Annotated in this window: 19 protein-coding genes; 6 read left to right on the forward strand and 13 right to left on the reverse strand. The window is 70.8% G+C overall.

Going from position 1 to position 15,433, the window contains the following annotated elements:
• The first annotated feature begins 96 nt into the window (after nt 1-96).
• Nucleotides 97-534, forward strand: coding sequence for a hypothetical protein (locus ASG04_RS10605; protein WP_056123533.1), 438 nt, complete (start codon nt 97-99; stop codon nt 532-534).
• Nucleotides 535-596: 62 nt separating this feature from the next.
• Here ASG04_RS10605 and ASG04_RS17145 read toward each other — a convergent pair whose 3' ends face one another.
• Nucleotides 597-1,511: a phosphatase PAP2 family protein gene (locus tag ASG04_RS17145; protein WP_235515510.1), complete on the reverse strand. Its 915-nt coding sequence runs from the start codon at nt 1,509-1,511 to the stop codon at nt 597-599.
• A gap of 271 nt (nt 1,512-1,782) precedes the next feature.
• Between ASG04_RS17145 and ASG04_RS17600 the strand changes: the two genes are divergently transcribed.
• Nucleotides 1,783-2,229, forward strand: coding sequence for a DUF4383 domain-containing protein (locus tag ASG04_RS17600; protein ID WP_056123541.1), 447 nt, complete (start codon nt 1,783-1,785; stop codon nt 2,227-2,229).
• Between the two features lie 73 nt (nt 2,230-2,302).
• Here the strand turns inward: ASG04_RS17600 and ASG04_RS10620 are convergent, their stop codons facing one another.
• The 11 genes from ASG04_RS10620 to ASG04_RS10670 all read right to left on the reverse strand — a co-directional run bounded on the left by ASG04_RS10620 (nt 2,303) and on the right by ASG04_RS10670 (nt 11,826).
• A complete protein-coding gene (locus ASG04_RS10620) occupies nt 2,303-3,619 on the reverse strand; it encodes an ATP-dependent DNA helicase (RefSeq protein ID WP_056123544.1) in 1,317 nt (438 codons plus the stop codon).
• Nucleotides 3,616-5,535 carry a cytochrome c oxidase assembly protein gene (locus ASG04_RS10625; protein WP_056123547.1) on the reverse strand — a complete coding sequence of 640 codons (1,920 nt, stop codon included), beginning with the start codon at nt 5,533-5,535 and terminating at the stop codon, nt 3,616-3,618. Before ASG04_RS10625 ends, ASG04_RS10620 begins: the two co-directional genes overlap by 4 nt.
• Nucleotides 5,536-5,675: 140 nt before the next feature.
• Nucleotides 5,676-5,963, reverse strand: a complete 288-nt coding sequence (locus ASG04_RS10630; protein WP_056123550.1) for an HU family DNA-binding protein — start codon at nt 5,961-5,963, stop codon at nt 5,676-5,678.
• A gap of 313 nt (nt 5,964-6,276) precedes the next feature.
• Nucleotides 6,277-6,582 carry a 30S ribosomal protein S14 gene (gene rpsN / locus ASG04_RS10635; RefSeq protein ID WP_056123554.1) on the reverse strand — a complete coding sequence of 102 codons (306 nt, stop codon included), beginning with the start codon at nt 6,580-6,582 and terminating at the stop codon, nt 6,277-6,279.
• Between the two features lie 2 nt (nt 6,583-6,584).
• A complete protein-coding gene (gene rpmG / locus ASG04_RS10640) occupies nt 6,585-6,755 on the reverse strand; it encodes a 50S ribosomal protein L33 (RefSeq protein ID WP_056123557.1) in 171 nt (56 codons plus the stop codon).
• On the reverse strand, nt 6,755-6,991 hold the full coding sequence (rpmB, locus tag ASG04_RS10645) for a 50S ribosomal protein L28 (RefSeq protein ID WP_056123559.1): 237 nt from the start codon (nt 6,989-6,991) through the stop codon (nt 6,755-6,757). The genes rpmG and rpmB overlap by 1 nt, the downstream gene beginning before the upstream one ends.
• A 312-nt stretch (nt 6,992-7,303) precedes the next feature.
• A complete protein-coding gene (locus tag ASG04_RS10650; protein ID WP_056124032.1) occupies nt 7,304-7,741 on the reverse strand; it encodes a Fur family transcriptional regulator in 438 nt (145 codons plus the stop codon).
• Between the two features lie 23 nt (nt 7,742-7,764).
• Nucleotides 7,765-8,658 (reverse strand): metal ABC transporter permease, encoded by an 894-nt coding sequence (locus ASG04_RS10655; protein WP_056123561.1) that lies wholly within the window; start codon nt 8,656-8,658, stop codon nt 7,765-7,767.
• Nucleotides 8,658-9,536, reverse strand: a complete 879-nt coding sequence (locus ASG04_RS10660) for a metal ABC transporter ATP-binding protein (protein WP_056123564.1) — start codon at nt 9,534-9,536, stop codon at nt 8,658-8,660. The genes ASG04_RS10655 and ASG04_RS10660 overlap by 1 nt, the downstream gene beginning before the upstream one ends.
• Entirely contained in the window at nt 9,533-10,447 is a 915-nt protein-coding gene (locus ASG04_RS10665; RefSeq protein ID WP_056123567.1) for a metal ABC transporter solute-binding protein, Zn/Mn family, read from the reverse strand. Before ASG04_RS10665 ends, ASG04_RS10660 begins: the two co-directional genes overlap by 4 nt.
• A 113-nt stretch (nt 10,448-10,560) precedes the next feature.
• Nucleotides 10,561-11,826: a PTS transporter subunit EIIC gene (locus tag ASG04_RS10670; protein ID WP_056123570.1), complete on the reverse strand. Its 1,266-nt coding sequence runs from the start codon at nt 11,824-11,826 to the stop codon at nt 10,561-10,563.
• Nucleotides 11,827-12,004: 178 nt separating this feature from the next.
• On the opposite strand from ASG04_RS10670, the gene ASG04_RS10675 reads away from it, so the two are divergent.
• Nucleotides 12,005-12,241 (forward strand): PTS transporter subunit EIIB, encoded by a 237-nt coding sequence (locus ASG04_RS10675; RefSeq protein ID WP_056123573.1) that lies wholly within the window; start codon nt 12,005-12,007, stop codon nt 12,239-12,241.
• A complete protein-coding gene (locus ASG04_RS10680; RefSeq protein WP_056123576.1) occupies nt 12,238-12,690 on the forward strand; it encodes a PTS glucose transporter subunit IIA in 453 nt (150 codons plus the stop codon). The genes ASG04_RS10675 and ASG04_RS10680 overlap by 4 nt, the downstream gene beginning before the upstream one ends.
• A 51-nt stretch (nt 12,691-12,741) precedes the next feature.
• Here the strand turns inward: ASG04_RS10680 and ASG04_RS10685 are convergent, their stop codons facing one another.
• Nucleotides 12,742-13,476 carry a GntR family transcriptional regulator gene (locus ASG04_RS10685; protein ID WP_056123579.1) on the reverse strand — a complete coding sequence of 245 codons (735 nt, stop codon included), beginning with the start codon at nt 13,474-13,476 and terminating at the stop codon, nt 12,742-12,744.
• A 134-nt stretch (nt 13,477-13,610) separates the two neighbouring features.
• Here ASG04_RS10685 and ASG04_RS10690 point away from each other — a divergent pair, with 134 nt between their 5' ends.
• Complete coding sequence (locus ASG04_RS10690) at nt 13,611-14,237, forward strand: response regulator (protein ID WP_200938456.1); 627 nt, start codon at nt 13,611-13,613, stop codon at nt 14,235-14,237.
• A complete protein-coding gene (locus ASG04_RS10695) occupies nt 14,230-15,414 on the forward strand; it encodes a sensor histidine kinase (protein ID WP_200938458.1) in 1,185 nt (394 codons plus the stop codon). Before ASG04_RS10690 ends, ASG04_RS10695 begins: the two co-directional genes overlap by 8 nt.
• The last annotated feature ends 19 nt before the right edge of the window (nt 15,415-15,433 follow it).

Here is a 15,433-nt window from a genome sequence, read left to right on the forward strand (position 1 = left end):
CGGGGGGCAGTCTGCCGCGCCGCCGTGCGGGTACCGTCGTGAGGACGCCCTCACCAGGCGTGCCGATCAGGACCAGGACCCCACGGAGGTGTCAGCGTGACCACCATCACCTCGACCGCACGGCTCGTCGACGACGAGTGGGTGCTCCGCTGCCGTGACTACCCCGCCATCGAGCACCACGGTTCGTGGCTCGACGAGGTCGTCGTGCAGCACCGGGCCATGGTCCGCGAGTTCGTCGGCGTCGACCCCTGCATCGAGTACCAGCTCGGGGACACCGACATGACCGCTCGGATGGGTCAGGTGCGCCAGGCGGCCGCACGGGCGCGCGAGCTGCGCGACGCGGCTCGGATGGTCGACGACTCGGTCGCGGCTGAGCGGGACCGTCTCGTCCAGGAGCTGTCGGACCTGCGGGTGGCGCCGTCCGAGATCGCCGTGGTGCTCGGGGTGCCCGTGCGCTCCGTGCGGCACGACGCGGGAGCGGACGAGGAGGCGCGCATCGCGCGTCGGATCCTGCGGTCGTTGCACGCGGTCTGACGCGGCGCGGTGGCGCTGCGCTGCTCGATGGTGCTGCGGTGCTCGATGGTGCCGCCCCGCGGTCAGACCGGCGTCGGGACGCCCCGCGTGTCGGTCGTCGCGGCAGCGTGGTGCATGCCGTCGGCCAGCCACACCAGGGTGACCACCAGCAGGACACTCATCGAGGACGCCATGCGACCTGCGACGAGCAGCGCGTCGTGGTCGTGGGCCGCACCGCTCGCGAGCGCGACGACGACGGCTGCGACGCCCACCGCCGCCGTCACGCCGGTGGAGACCACCAGGACCGCCGTGACCAGTCGACGCGGACCACGGCGCCCGTCACGGTCACCGCGCTCCCCGCGGTCGACCAACGGCCCGACCGCCCGGACGATGCCGAGCCAGAACAGCGCGACCGCGCAGCCCCCGACGATGTCGCTCACCCGGTGCCACCCGTAGACGACGGTCTGGTTCGCGACGAACACGGCGTAGGCGGCGCCGACCAGGAGCACGAGCGGCCGGAACCGCCTGGGTGTGACCATGAGGACCGCGAACAACGACGCCAGCGCGATCGTGGCGTGGCCGGACGGGAACGAGTTGGGCGTCGTGGACTGGGCGATCTCCGGGCGCACGGCGATACGCTTGACGAGGGTCGACGTGCCCGCGGACGCGAGCACCACGACCCCCGCCGCCAGCCCCACGGCGAGCCGCCTCCGGGCGAGCGCCACAGCGGCGATCACGATGACGAGCAGCAGGATCACCGGGACCGAGATGACGTTCAGGGCGGTGTCCGACCCGAACAGGTCGGTCTCACGGACACCCCCGAGCGCGGAGTCCTCGACCCGCTGACCGACGGGCGTCAGCACGGCGACCGCGTAGACGAGAGGCACGATCACGAACCCCACACCGGCCAGCACCCCCCACCGCAGCCGTCGAGACACACTCGGGCCGCGGGCGTCCTCGCGCGAGGGCGGCGCACTGCGATCGGGCGTGCGGGTCACGGGGATCGTCCTCCTCGGCGTTGTCGTCGCGGGACTCGTCGTGCGCCTGGTGACGGCGCTTCGATTGGGTCGGTCGGGGCGGGACACGATACCGTTGGACGGCCGGTCGGACGCTGGGAACCAGGGTGCGCGGGGCCTCGTCGCACCGGGCGCCGGTCCGTCGCCCGCGGCTCGGACGCAGGGCTCCTCCGCCCGGACGGCACCGGCGACAGCACGGCCGGAGCGCACGACCGCATCGTCGGTGCTGGTGGCACCAGAACAGGAGACCCAAGTGGCAGTCAAGGAACCGAGCATCATCGCCTCGCCGAACCGGGCGCTCGCGCTGACCGTCGGCACCCTGCTCGCCGTCTGGGGCGTCCTGGGCTTCTTCTTCGCCGGCGAGAACGGCAACCACTTCTTCGGTGACAGCGGCGGGCTGCTCTGGGACGCGTTCCTCGTGAACCCCGCGCTGGTGCTGATCTGGACGCTGCTCGCAGCCGCCCTGTTCATCGTCGGACTCGGCAACACGATCGGCTCGCGGAACGTCAACCTGGTCGTGGGTGTCGTCCTCGTCGTCATGGCCGTGTACGGCTTCGTGTTCATGAACACCTCGGCGAACGTCTTCGCGATGAACACCGCGGACAACGTCTTCAACGCGATCGTCGGCGTCGTGCTCCTGCTCACCGCGCTCGGGGCCGACAAGCAGAACATCGCCGCACTGCGGGCCGCGCGCGCCTGACCGCACTGCACGTCCTCGATGCCCGTCTGCCGCACCGGCAGGCGGGCGTCGCTGTTCGTGGGCAGCGTCGGAGTCAGGCCCCGGCCGCCGGCCCGTCGGGCTTCGGCGCCTCGAGCTGGGTCGCGACGACCCGGGGCGCCTCGGACATGAAGCGCCGGACGTCCAGGTCCACGATGATGTCGGACGGACGGAGCGGCCGCGTCAGGAACAGCCCGTCGAGCGAGGTGAGCCGCGACAGCGCCACGTACGTCTGCCCGGCGCTGAACACCCGGTTGCCGAGGTCGATGACGGCGCGGTCGTAGGTGCTGCCCTGGGACTTGTGGATCGTCACGGCCCAGGCCAGACGCAGCGGGAACTGCTGGAACTCCCCCACGGTGTCCTTCTTGAGCTCCTTCTTGTCGGCGTCGTAGGAGTACTTGAACTTCTCCCACACCGACGGCTGGACCTCGAAGGACTCTCCGTCGACGTCGACCCACACGGTGTCGCGGATGGTCTGCACGATCCCGAGGGTGCCGTTCACCCAGCGCTGGTCGGGGTCGTTGCGGAGGAACATCACGTGGGCACCCGGCTTGAGCTCGAGTGCCTCGTCGGCGGGGAAGTTCCGGCCACCGAAGTCGCCGTTCACGTCGGCACGCGCGGTCTTGACCTTGCCCGGCAGCAGCTCGAGCGCCGCGCTGTTGATCCGCGCCACGGTGTCGTTCCGGGTCGCCAGGGTGATGGCGTCGTCCGGCGCGGGCCGGGCGCCGGCCTCGTTCAGGCGGTCGGCGATGTCCGCGGTGACCCGGCCGTGCCGCACGGCGGTGAGCATCGCGGCGAAGGCGTCGTCCCGCTGCCGGTGCACGGTCGCGAGTTCGATGATGTTGAGCTCGGCCTCGAGCCAGACCTTGGCGTCGAAGAACCAGAGCGAGCGGTAGTGGTCGGTGAAGTAGGCGCGCTCGTCGCCGTCGCCCGGCACGGGCGGCAGCTGGTACGGGTCACCGAACATGACCACCTGCACGCCACCGAAGGCCTCGAACTGCCGCCCGCGGGCCTTGCGCAGCGAACGGTCCATCGCGTCGAGCAGGTCGGCGTTGACCATCGAGACCTCGTCGATGACCAGGGTGTCCATCGTGTTGAGGAGCTTGCGGGTGTCGGGGCCCTGGCGGAGTTCGGCGTCGGCGATGAGCCCGATCGGCAGGCGGAACAGCGAGTGGATCGTCTGGCCGCCGACGTTGAGCGCCGCCACACCCGTCGGCGCACAGATCACGACCTGCTTGTCGGTGTTCCACGCCAGGTGGTTGAGGAGCGTCGACTTGCCGGTCCCCGCACGCCCCGTGATGAAGACGTGGTCACGTGTGGACTCGACGTACTCGAAGACGGCGCGCTGCTCGGCGCTCAGCTCGACGCTCACCGCGCACCCCGTTCAGCGCTGATCGGCGACACCGCGTGGTCTCGACGCAGCCGGAGCACGCCGACCACGACCGTCACGAGCACCAGCAGGACGCCGGACACGACGAGCACGGTCCCCGCCCGGGCCTGGTCCACCAGCGGGTCCGGGCCCCACGTGCGCCCCATCGCGCCGAACCAGGACGCCTGCAGCAGCCCGAGCGGCCCCTGCATCGCGATGCCGAGCGACACCATGCCCGCGGCCACCACCGCCGCGCCGGCGGTCCGGACCGCGAGGGCCACGCGCGACGCCGAGTGCGCTCCGGCCGCCACGGGCGTCAGGAGCGTCGGGAGTGCGAGGAGCCCCACCAGCAGGAAGACGAGGTCGATCACGGTGCGCCCGATCGAGTCGCTCGCCGACCACCGGACCACCTGCGTGCCGTAGAAGCCCCACCAGATCGCGGCGAGCAGCACGAGCGCCGGGAACGGCTGCACGAGGTACCGCACGGCGGCGTTGTCGACGAGGATGCCGGTCCACTCGCGGACACCGGTGCTGTCGTCGGTCCGCGGCCGGACGGCGGCGCGGATGAGCTGCACGGGAGCGGCGGCCCAGATGAGTGCGGGAACGACGACCCCGAGCAGCACGTGCGCACCGACGTTGGCGGAGACGAGGAAGCGGTCGTAGTCGTGCAACGAGCCGGAGGTCGCGACGACCAGGCACAGGACCGCAACCGCGGCCGCGACGGTGCGACGAAGCGGCCACGGGGTGCCGCGGCGCCGCAGCCGGACGACCCCGGCGGCGTAGGTCGCCACGAGCAGCACGGCGACCATGAGCCAGAACAGGTCGAGGTTCCAGTGCGTCGCCCACCCCCACGGCCCCGGCGCGGCGGGCAGGGGGTCGTCGGTGAGGATCTCGGCCGGGGACGGGTCGCTCGTCTTGCTCAACGCGATCTGGTCGACCGGGGTGGCCGTCCGACCCAGGGCCGCGGCGAACCCGGATGCGATCCCCATCACCGCGAGCTCGACGACGACGAGCGTCCAGAACGGCCGAGCGCGCCGCGGGGTCGCTGTCAGGGCGATGATCGTACGCCGACGCTGCACTGCTCCGAGGACACCGAGCGCGATGATCGCTCCGGTCTTCACGAGCACGAGTGCACCGTACGGTGTGGCCAGGTTCGAGAACGCGCCCACACGGATCTGCGCCGACGCGACCCCGGAGACGGCGACCAGCACGAAGCAGCCGAGCGCCACGCTGGAGTACCGGCCGACGACGAGTGCGAGCCGGTCCCCGGGCACGACACCGCGGACGAGGGTCAGCATCACGATCCCGCCGATCCACACGGCGGCACCGACCAGGTGCAGCCCGAGCGCGGTGACGGCGGCGTCGTGGCTGGCGGTGCCGGCGGCGTGCCCCTGCTGCGCGAGCGGCACGAGGCCGATCATCGAGACGCCGGCCGTCAGGGCGACCATGCCCCGGGACCGGACGGCGAAGCACAGGACGGTGACGGCCGCGGCGACGAGCACCGTCACGAGCCAGGCGAGACCGAGGTCGGTGCCGGTGAGGAAGACCCCCATGGACTGCCCGAACTGGTCGTCGAGGCTGATCCGCGACCCGGCGACGCTGAGGAAGGTGAAGAACGTGGTGACGGCGGACGCGACCGTCCAGACACCCGCCGATGCCGCGGCGACGTCGATGGCCCGGTTCCACTCGGGAGCGGTGCGGGAGAGCCCGATGGTGGCCAGCGCCAGCCCGCCGATGGTCGCGGCGGCGGACAGGTCGACGAGGACCCGTGCGATGGGGAGCCCGAAGCGCACGGCAGAGCCGGGATCGGCGATCAGCGCGGCGTCGGCCCCGCCGCCGATCACCAGCGCGACCAGGAGCGACACGAACGCGACGACGACCAGCACGGCTGGCCCCGCGATGCGTGCGATCCGGTTCACCCGTCAAGCCTAGGCGGTGCCCGACGGCGCACGGGACGAGGGGGGACGACCTGTGGAGGACGGCGGCGGGGACGACCTCCCGCCGCCGGGAACGACGAAGGGGACGGCCGAAGCCGTCCCCTCCGTGCGCTGCGACGGTCTTACTTGACCGCGGCCTTGAGCTTCGAGCCGGCGCTGACCTTGACCGAGTCGCTCGCGGCGATCTCGATGGCGTCACCGGTCTGGGGGTTGCGGCCCGTGCGAGCGGCACGGTGCGTCTTCTCGAAGGCGATCCAACCGGGGATCGTGACCTTCGTGCCGTCGGCGACGGAGCCCGAGACGACGCTGAAGAGGGCGTCGACGACGCCGTTGACGGTGGCCTGGCTCTGGCCGGACTCGGCGGCGACGGCAGCGACGAGCTCGGTGCGGTTCAGTGACTTGTCAGCCATTGGATGTCCTCCTCGGACTTCTTGCGTATCGGTCGGACGCACACGGCGCCCGGTGCCCTGAGCGGTTGCCCCGGGGCTTCGGACCAGCGGGCCGAGGGCCCGGCGGAACCGGAGTTGAACCTATCAGCCGGTCCGGTCCCTGACGGCCGACTCGCCCGGATTTCCGGGGTTGTCGCGGGATCAGAGTGGCTCGTGTGACCAATGTGACGAAGATGTCCCCCGAACCGAGCGGGAACCGCCAGTCGGGACGTCGGGCGGGGACGACGAACGCCCCGTCACCGATGCGGTGACGGGGCGTTCGAGGAGTGCGTGCTTACCAGGAGCTCTTCGTGATGCCCGGCAGCTCGCCACGGTGCGCCATGTCGCGGAAGCGGACACGGCTGATGCCGAACTCACCGAGGTGGCCACGGGGGCGGCCGTCGATGGCGTCGCGGTTGCGGTAGCGGATCGGCGAGGCGTCGCGGGGGAGCTTCTGCAGCCCCACGCGAGCGGCCTCACGCGACTCGTCCGTGCCGTTCGGGTCCACGAGGGCCTTCTTCAGCTCGAGACGACGGTCGGCGTAGCGCGCGATGATGACCGCACGCTGGTTGTTCTTCGCGATCTTGCTCTTCTTCGCCATGCTTAGCGCTCCTCACGGAAGTCGACGTGCTTGCGGACCACCGGGTCGTACTTCTTCAGCACGAGACGGTCCGGGTTGTTGCGACGGTTCTTCTTGGTCACGTAGGTGAACCCGGTGCCCGCCGTGGAGCGGAGCTTGATGATCGGACGAACGTCCTGACCCTTCTTGGCCATCAGATCTTCTCCCCGCGGGCAAGGACGTCCTTGACGACGGACTCGATGCCGCGTGCGTCGATGACCTTGATGCCCTTCGCGCTGAGCGTGAGCGTGACGTTACGACGAAGCGAGGGCACGTAGTACGTCTTCTTCTGCACGTTCGGGTCGAAGCGACGCTTCGTCCGGCGGTGCGAGTGCGAGATGTTGTGTCCGAAGCCGGGGGTGGCTCCGGTCACCTGGCACACTGCTGCCATGGTTTCCTCCTGATGATTACCGTGCGGCCGATCGGCCGCACCCAAGGTCACTTGCCTGGCACACACGCGCGTGGCCACGATGGTCCGGAGACCGAGGAGACGGTGCGAGGGGGTTGTGTGTGCCGCCCCGCCCGCCTGCGAGAGGCGGATCCGCGCGACCGCGGCGTTCGCGACGGTCGGAGGGCTGAACAACGGGCCCGTGCGAGCACGGACCAGCCGCCAACGATACTGGATGGCCGGGCGTGTCGCAAACCCGGCCGGGAGGCCCGGCTCGGCCCCGCCCCGCTGGCGCGGCCCCGGGAGCGCGGGCGCCTAGGCCTCGGCGCGGGCGGCCGTGCACGACGCGCACTCGCCGAAGATGTCCACGACGTGGCTGGCGTTCGTGAAACCGTGCTCGGCGGCGACCTGCTGGGCCCACCGCTCGACGGGGTCCGCCTGGATCTCGACGGTCCGACCGCAGACCCGGCAGATCAGGTGGTGGTGGTGCTTGTCGGTCGTACAGGCGCGGTAGAGCGACTCACCGTCCTGCTGGAGGGAGTCGGCATCGCCCTCGGTGGCCAGGTCGGCCAGCGCGCGGTACACCGTGGCGAGACCGATCGTCGAACCGCCGTCACGCAGGTGCGCGTGCAGCGCCTGGGCGCTGACGAAACCCTCGGTGGAGTCGAGCGCGCCGCGGACCGCTTCGCGCTGCCAGGTGTTCCGCTTGGCCTTGGGGACGGCTGACCCCTGCGCTGCGACTGGCTTCTGCACGGCGGCGGGCTTCTGCACGGCGTTCAAGCGCTGACCTCCTGGGGTGCTGACGAGTGTTCGCGGACGGCGACGCGGCCACGTCCACGACGTTCCTTGTGTGCCCCGACGATCCGGCAGACCACCCAGATGGCGAACGAGATCGTCGTGACGTACGGACTGATCGGCAGCCCGCCACCGAGGGCCAACAGGATGCCCCCGACGACCGACACCACGGCGAACACGGTCGACAGCACGGGGACGAGCACGGGGTGCACGGTCAGGCGGAGCGCGGCGGCCGCCGGGGTGACCAGCAGCGAGAGGACGAGCAGGGCGCCCACGATCTGCACCGACACGGCCGTGGCGAGTCCGAGCGCGAGCATGAAGACCAGGGCGAGCGTCCGCACGGGGACGCCGGCGGCGGCGGCGACGTCCGGGTCGACCGACGCGAACATGAGCGGGCGCCAGATGACGACCAGGATCGCGACGACGACGGCACTGATCACGATGAGCGACGTCAGCTGCGGGTTGTCCACCGAGACGATCTGCCCGGTCAGCAACCCGAACTTGTTCGCCGCCCGGCCCTTGTACAGCGCCAGGCAGAGGATGCCGAGCCCGAGTCCGAACGGCATGAGCACGGCGATGATCGAGTTGCGGTCGCGCGCCCGCGAGCCGAGCAGCCCGATCAGCAGCGCCGCGACGACAGAGCCGACCAGCGAGCCGGTCACGACGTTCACCCCGAGCAGCAGCGACGCGCTGGCGCCCGCGAACGAGAGCTCGCTGATGCCGTGCACCGCGAAGGGCATGTTCCGCGCGACGACGAACGGACCGATGAGCCCGCCGACGACCCCGAGCACGGCACCCGCCCAGATCGAGTTCTGCACGAGCGCCACGAGCTCGCCGTAGTCCTGGAACGAGAAGACGGTCGACCAGACGTCCATCAGACCCGCCCTTCGTCCGGAGCGGTACCGTGCGGGTCGACCTCGCCGTGGTGGTGCTCGTGCGCTTCGTTCGACCCGACGATGACGATGCGTCCCATCGTGCGGACGACGTCGACCGGGGTGCCGTACAGGTCCGACAGCACGTCGGCGCGCAGGATGTCGTCGGGCGACCCGATCCGGAAGCGCCCGCCCGCGATGTACAGGACCCGGTCGACGACGTCGAGGATCGGGTTCACGTCGTGCGTGACGAAGAGCACCGCAGCACCCTGCTGTCGGCGCTGGCGGTCGATGAGCTCGGTGACGCCGCGCTGGTGCCGCAGGTCGAGCGAGATGAGGGGTTCGTCGCAGAGCAGCAGGGCGGGGTCGGCGGCGATGGCCTGCCCGACGCGGGTGCGCTGCTGCTCACCGCCGGAGAGCTCGGCCACGGGGGCGTCCGCGAACGCGGTGGCTCCGACCTCGTCGATGATCCGGTCGATGCGCTCCCGCTCGGCCTTCCGCTCGGGCCGGATCCCCCAGCGGTGCCCGGTCACGCCCTGGGCGATCATGTCGCGGGCACGGAGCGGGGTACCGGAGTCCATCAGCCGCTGCTGCGGGATGTACCCGATCCGGCGGTGGCCACGACGCACCGGGCGCCCGAGGAACGACATCGAACCGCTCGTCAGCCGCTGCTGCCCGAGCACGGTCTTCAGCAGCGAGGTCTTGCCCGCGCCGTTCGGTCCGAGCACCGCGACGAACTCCCCCGGCGCGACGTCGAGGTCGAGGCCGTCCCAGAGTCGGCGCGCGCCGTACGCCAGCCCCGCGCCCCGGAGCGCGAGCACGGCGGGACCGCCGCTGCGCGGGGCAGCGGCGGTGCGCGTCTGGTCCTGGACCGCGGTCACTTCGCCAGTGCCGCCGTCACCGCGTCGATGTTCGCCTGCTGCCACGAGACGTAATCCTCCCCCTTCGGGAGCGTCTCCGTGACACCGACCACCGGGATGCCCGCCTTGTCCGCGGCCTTCTTGACCTGTTCGGTCTCGGGGCTCGAGGTCTGCTCGTTGTAGGCCAGCAGCTTGACGGTGCGGTCGCTGAACAGCTTCAGGGTGTCGTTGAGCGCGGCCGGTGGGACGTCGTCGCCCTCCTCGATCGCCTCGGAGAAGGCCTCGGGCGTGACGTTGTCGAGCCCCATCGCGTCGAACAGGTACCCGGGGACGGGCTCGGTGTAGGCCACCTTCTCGCCCTGGTCGGACTGCTTCGCGGCGGCGGTCTGCGACTCGAGGTCCTGCAGCTTGGTCGTCAGGGTCTTCGCGTTCGCCGCGAAGGTCCCCTTGTCGGCACTGTCGAGCGAGCCGAGCCGGTCGGCCACGTCGGCGACGAGCTTGACCATCGTCGGGTAACTGTAGAAGACGTGCTCGTTGAACTCGGCGTCGCCTCCCTCGTCGAGCCCGGAGAGCTTGACCACGTTGATCGTGGCCGCCTTCGTGTCCGCCGACTTCGCCAGCGTCGTCATGAAGTCGTCGTAGCCGCCGCCGTTCTCGATGAGCAGGTCGGCCTTCGACACGGCGAGCTGGGTCTGCGCGCTCGACTCGAACGAGTGCGGGTCCTGCGAGGGGTCGTCGAGGATGCTCGTCACGCTGACGTGGTCGCCGCCGATCGTCTTCACGAGCGAGCCGTACACGTTCGTCGACGCGACGACACGGACGGTGCCGTCACCGCTGGCGTCGGACGACGCGGGCGACGTGGCGCAGCCCGTCAGGGCGAGCGCGGCGGCGCCGGCGACGAGGGGCAGGGCGAGGAGGCGGCGGTTCTGCATGTCGAGAACGCTAGCCCTAGTTGATAACGATTGTCAAAACCAAGCCGACGGGAGGCAGACGGAAGGCCCGGTGCCAGCTGGCACCGGGCCTCCCGTCCGTCTGGTGGTCGCGACTAGGCCTTGGTGGCCGCGTCGATCGTGTTCTCGGCGATCGTGTCCTCCTCGCGGCCCGGGGTCCGCAGGTTCCACTTCTTGATGACGAAGCTGAAGAGGAAGTAGTAGACCACCGCGTAGCCGAGGCCGATCGGGATGAGCCAGATCGCCCCGTCCGCCTTGCCGAAGTTGAGCACGTAGTCGATCGCGCCGGCCGAGAACGAGAAGCCGTCGCGGATGCCGAGCGCGTTGACCAGCGCCAGCGACGTGCCGGTCAGGAGCGCGTGGATCACGTAGAGCGGGAACGCCACGAACATGAACGAGTACTCGAGCGGCTCGGTGATGCCGGTCACGAACGAGGTGAGCGCGGCGGAGAGCATGATGCCGCCGACGAGCTTGCGGTTGTGCGGCTTGGCGTTGCGCCAGATCGCGAGCGCACCGGCCGGCAGAGCGAACATCATGATCGGGAAGAAGCCGGCCTGGAAGATGCCCGCGGTCGGGTCCCCCGCCAGGAAGCGGGCGATGTCACCGTGGTAGGTCACGCCACCCGTGGTGAAGCTGCCGAGCTGGAACCACGGGAAGAAGTTGAGCAGCTGGTGCAGTCCGATCGGGATGAGCATGCGGTTGACGAACCCGAAGATCCCGCCGCCGACGACGGCGTTGTCCGACACGGCCTGGCCGGCGGCCGTCAGCGCGATGTCGAAGTAGCGGTAGACGAAGGACATCAGCACGGCGATGATCAGACCGGCGACCGCGGTGAGGATCGGGACCAGACGACGGCCCGAGAAGAACCCGAGGAAGTCGGGCATCTTCGTGCGGTGGAACTTCTGCCACAGCCCGGCAGCGACGAGACCCATCACGATGCCGCCGAGGACACCGAAGTTGATCGTCGCCTGGTCGCCGTTCGCGTCCTTCACGCCCGCCAGGACGATCGGTGACATGGCGGCGAACACCTGGTACATGACCATGTACCCGACGACCGCGGCGAGCGCCGTGGTGCCGTCGGACTTCTTCGCCCAGCCGATCGCGATGCCGACGGCGAACAGCAGCGGCAGCCAGGTGAAGACACCGTTGCCGGCGGCCGCGATGATCGTCGCGCCCTTCTCGAAGCCGGGGATGGCGCCGAGCATGTCCGACTGCCCGAGTCGGAGCAGGATGCCCGCTGCCGGCATGACCGCGATCGGCAGCAGCAGGCTCCGCCCGAGCCGCTGCGCGTTGGCGAAGAGCTTGCTCTGCTTCTTCGGCGTCTTCTTCTCCGGCACATCCGTGGTGGCAGCAGTGCTCATCGGAGGTCCTCTCGTCATCGGGTGGAGCTGTCGGGGTGAGTTGAGTCGTGCGTGCGGCGCAGGTAGCCTCGGCGGTGACGCCAGGTCCGGTCCTGTCCGGTCATGACCAGTCCGTAGTCTCTGTGACCACGGCATGCATGTCAACCTGAACGCGAACCTGTAACGAGGAGGAAACTTCATGGCCGACATCAAGGCATCCGACATCATCGCCGCACTCGGTGGCACCGAGAACATCGAAGAGGTCGAGGGCTGCATCACACGCCTCCGCGTCGAGGTGGAGGACGGCGACCTCGTCGACAAGGACGCCCTCAAGGCGGCGGGCGCCCAGGCCGTCGTCGGTGGCGGCACCGGCTGGCAGGTCATCGTCGGACCGATCGCCGACAACCTCGCGCAGGACATCCAGGACGAGCTGTGACCGCTGTCCTGACGCCCTTCGCCGGGCCCGTGATCGCACTCGCTGACGTGCCGGACCCGGTGTTCGCCGAGCAGCTCGTCGGCGCCGGGGTCGCGGTCGACCCCACGGGCGTCGAGGGCACGGTCACCGCGGTCGCCCCGGTCGACGGCACGATCGTCAAGCTGCACCCGCACGCGTTCGCGATGCAGGGGTCGGCGGGTACGGACGTGCTCGTCCATGTCGGCATCGACACCGTCAAGCTCAAGGGCGAGGGCTTCACGCTGCTGGCCGCCGAGGGCGCCGTCGTCAGCGCGGGCGACCCGGTCGTCCGGTTCACCCCGGCGACGATCTCGGCTGCGGGCTACTCGCCGGTGTGCCCCGTCGTCGTGCTCGGCTCGGCGCCGGACTCGGTCGCGCAGGACACCGTCGGCAGCACGGTCGCTGCCGGGGACGTCCTCTTCACCGTCTGACCGGCGGGCACCCACGTCGGTGCCGTCACGGTCCGACCCGCGCGGTCCGCTCTACGCGACCGCGCGGGTCGCGGTGACCTCCATCTGCACGCGGTAACGGTCCGAGCGGTACCAGCTCCGCGCGTGCTCGACGGGTCGGTCGCGCGAGTACGACACCCGGTCGAACTCCAGCAGGGGCGCGCCCGTCCTGGTGCCGAGCAGCGTGGCGACGTCGTCCGCGGCCGGTGTCGCCGCGACGGTCTGCTGCGCCCGGTCGATGGGCATGCCGTACTCGTCGGCGACGATCGAGTACACCGACCCGGACAGGTCGTGGTCGAGCAGCCCGGGGAACGCGTCGGCGACGAGCCAGGCGTCGTCGATCGACACCGGTGCCCCGTCGGCCATGCGCAGTCGCTTCAGGTGGAAGGCCGTGTCGGACTCCCCCAGGCGCAGTGCCGCGGCGGTGTCGGTCGGCGGGACGCGCTCTTCGCGCAGGAGGACGACGGTGGTGGGCACGTGGCCCATCGCCCGCATCTCCTCGGTGAACGACGCCAGGTGCAGTGTCGACTGCACGGGCCGGTGCGCCACGAAGGTGCCCTTGCCGCGGACGCGCTCGAGGTAGCCCTCGTTGACGAGCTGGCCGAGTGCTTCGCGCACGGTGATGCGCGAGACGCCGTACTCGGCGATGAGCTGGCGCTCGGACGGGATGGCGGCTCCGGGGGCGAGTCGGACGGTGGCCAGGTCGAGCAGGATCCGGCGGAGCTGCTGGTGTTTCGGCTCCGCGCCTTCGGTGATGCGGCTCGTCATCGGTCCCTCGTGCTCCGTTGCGGTGTCGGTGGTCTGCCCGGTGGTCCTGGGCGGACATGACCAGTCCTCTCACAGTAGCGATCCCTGGACGGGACGTCGATGTGCCGTGGAGAACCCGTGCCAGGATGTCGCCCGTGATCTCCGTGGTGATCGTCGACGACGAAGCGCTGGTCCGGTACGGCTTCGAGCTGATCCTCGGGGCGGCGCCGGACATCGAGGTGGTCGCGACGACCTCCGACGTCGACGCGATCGCCACCGTCACCGAGCACCGCCCCGACGTGGTGCTGCTCGACGTGCGCATGCCCCGCATCGACGGTCTCGACCTGCTCGGGTCAATCACCGCGATGCCGGAGCCGCCCGCGGTGGCGATGCTCACGACGTTCGACGCCGCCGAGCACCTCGGCCGCGCGATGGAACTCGGGGCCGCGGGGTTCCTGCTCAAGGACACGGACCCCGAGGGCCTGGCCCAGTACGTGAGAGTCCTGGCAGCGGGCGGCGTCGTGCTCGCCTCGGAGCTCGACCGCGCCCGGCTGTTCGCCCCCTCGGTCGTGCAGTCCGAGGTCCCGCCGATGACCGACCGCGAGCGCGCCGTCCTGCAGCTCGTCGCCGACGGTGTCAGCAACCCCGAGATCGGCGCACGACTCGGGGTCAGCACCGGCACCGTGAAGGAGGACGTGCGCGCTCTGCTCGCCGCCTTCGGCGTCGCCAGCCGTGTCCAGCTCGCGCTCCGCGCAGCGGCGGCGGGGCTGCTCCGTGCCTGAGTCGCGAGTCCGCCGCGTGCTGGGAGCGACGGACAGGAGGCTCGACACCGTCGTCGACGGCGGCTTCCGCTGGATCCGTGGTCACCAGCCGCCGTGGTGGCTGGTGGACGCGTTCTTCGTCGCCGCCGCGGTCGGCGACGCCGTGCTCGACATCTCGGGTGCCACGGACTTCGAGACCGCGATGTCGCTCCTGGCCGCGGCGGCCCTGGTCCTTCGCCGCCGCCTGCCCGTGACGGCGTTCGCGCTGACCGTGCCGGGGCTGTTCGTCGGCTCGGCCGTGGTGGCGTCCGTGGTCGCGCTGTTCACGATCGGGCAGCGCACCGACCGGCGCTGGGTGATGCTGCTGGCCGCGGTGGTCGAGTTCGTCGGCTTCGGCGGGTTCGTCGGCCCGCCGCAGAACCTCGAGGACGTCATCGTCTCGATCATCTACGCGCTGATCTTCGCCCTCGGTCCGCTGTCGATCGGCCTGCTCGCCCAGACCCGGCTGCGGTTGACCGAACGGCTCGCCGAACGCGACTCCGCCCGCGCCGAGGAACGCCGGCAGGCCGCCGAGGTCGCGCTGTCCCGCGAACGGGCGTTGCTCGCGCGGGAGATGCACGACGTCGTCTCGCACCAGGTGACGCTGATCGCCGTGCAGGCGGGTGGCATGCAGATGGCCGGTCGTGACGAGGCCGAGCGCGGGTTCGCCCGCACGATCCGCCAGCTCTGCGTGGTCACCCTGCAGGAGCTGCGCGAGATGGTCCAGGTGCTCCGTGCCGCAGGAGGCACCGACCGTGAGATCGCGCCGCAGCCCGTCCTGGCCGACCTGGACCGGCTGGTCACGGCCGCCGGACTCGACACCACGACCGCGGTCGACCTGCCGGCGACCCTGGCGCAGCCGGTCCAGCGCGCCGTGTACCGCTTCGTGCAGGAGGCGCTGACGAACGTCCGGAAGCACGCACCCGGGGCAGCGGTGCACGTGTCCGGCGAGGTCGTCGGTGTTGTGGTCACCGTCCGCGTCGTCAACGGCCCCGCCGCGTCGGACCGCCTCGAGCTGCCCGGGTCCGGCCTCGGGCTCATCGGGCTCGGTGAACGGGCGTCACTGCTCGGCGGACGACTCGAGAGCGGTCCCACGCCGGACGGCGGGTTCGCCCTGTCCCTGCGGCTGCCCGTGGAGCACCTGCCGCCGACGTCCTGACCGGCACCAGCGGCTGCGC

The organism is Curtobacterium sp. Leaf183 (assembly GCF_001424385.1).
Taxonomy (GTDB): domain Bacteria; phylum Actinomycetota; class Actinomycetes; order Actinomycetales; family Microbacteriaceae; genus Curtobacterium.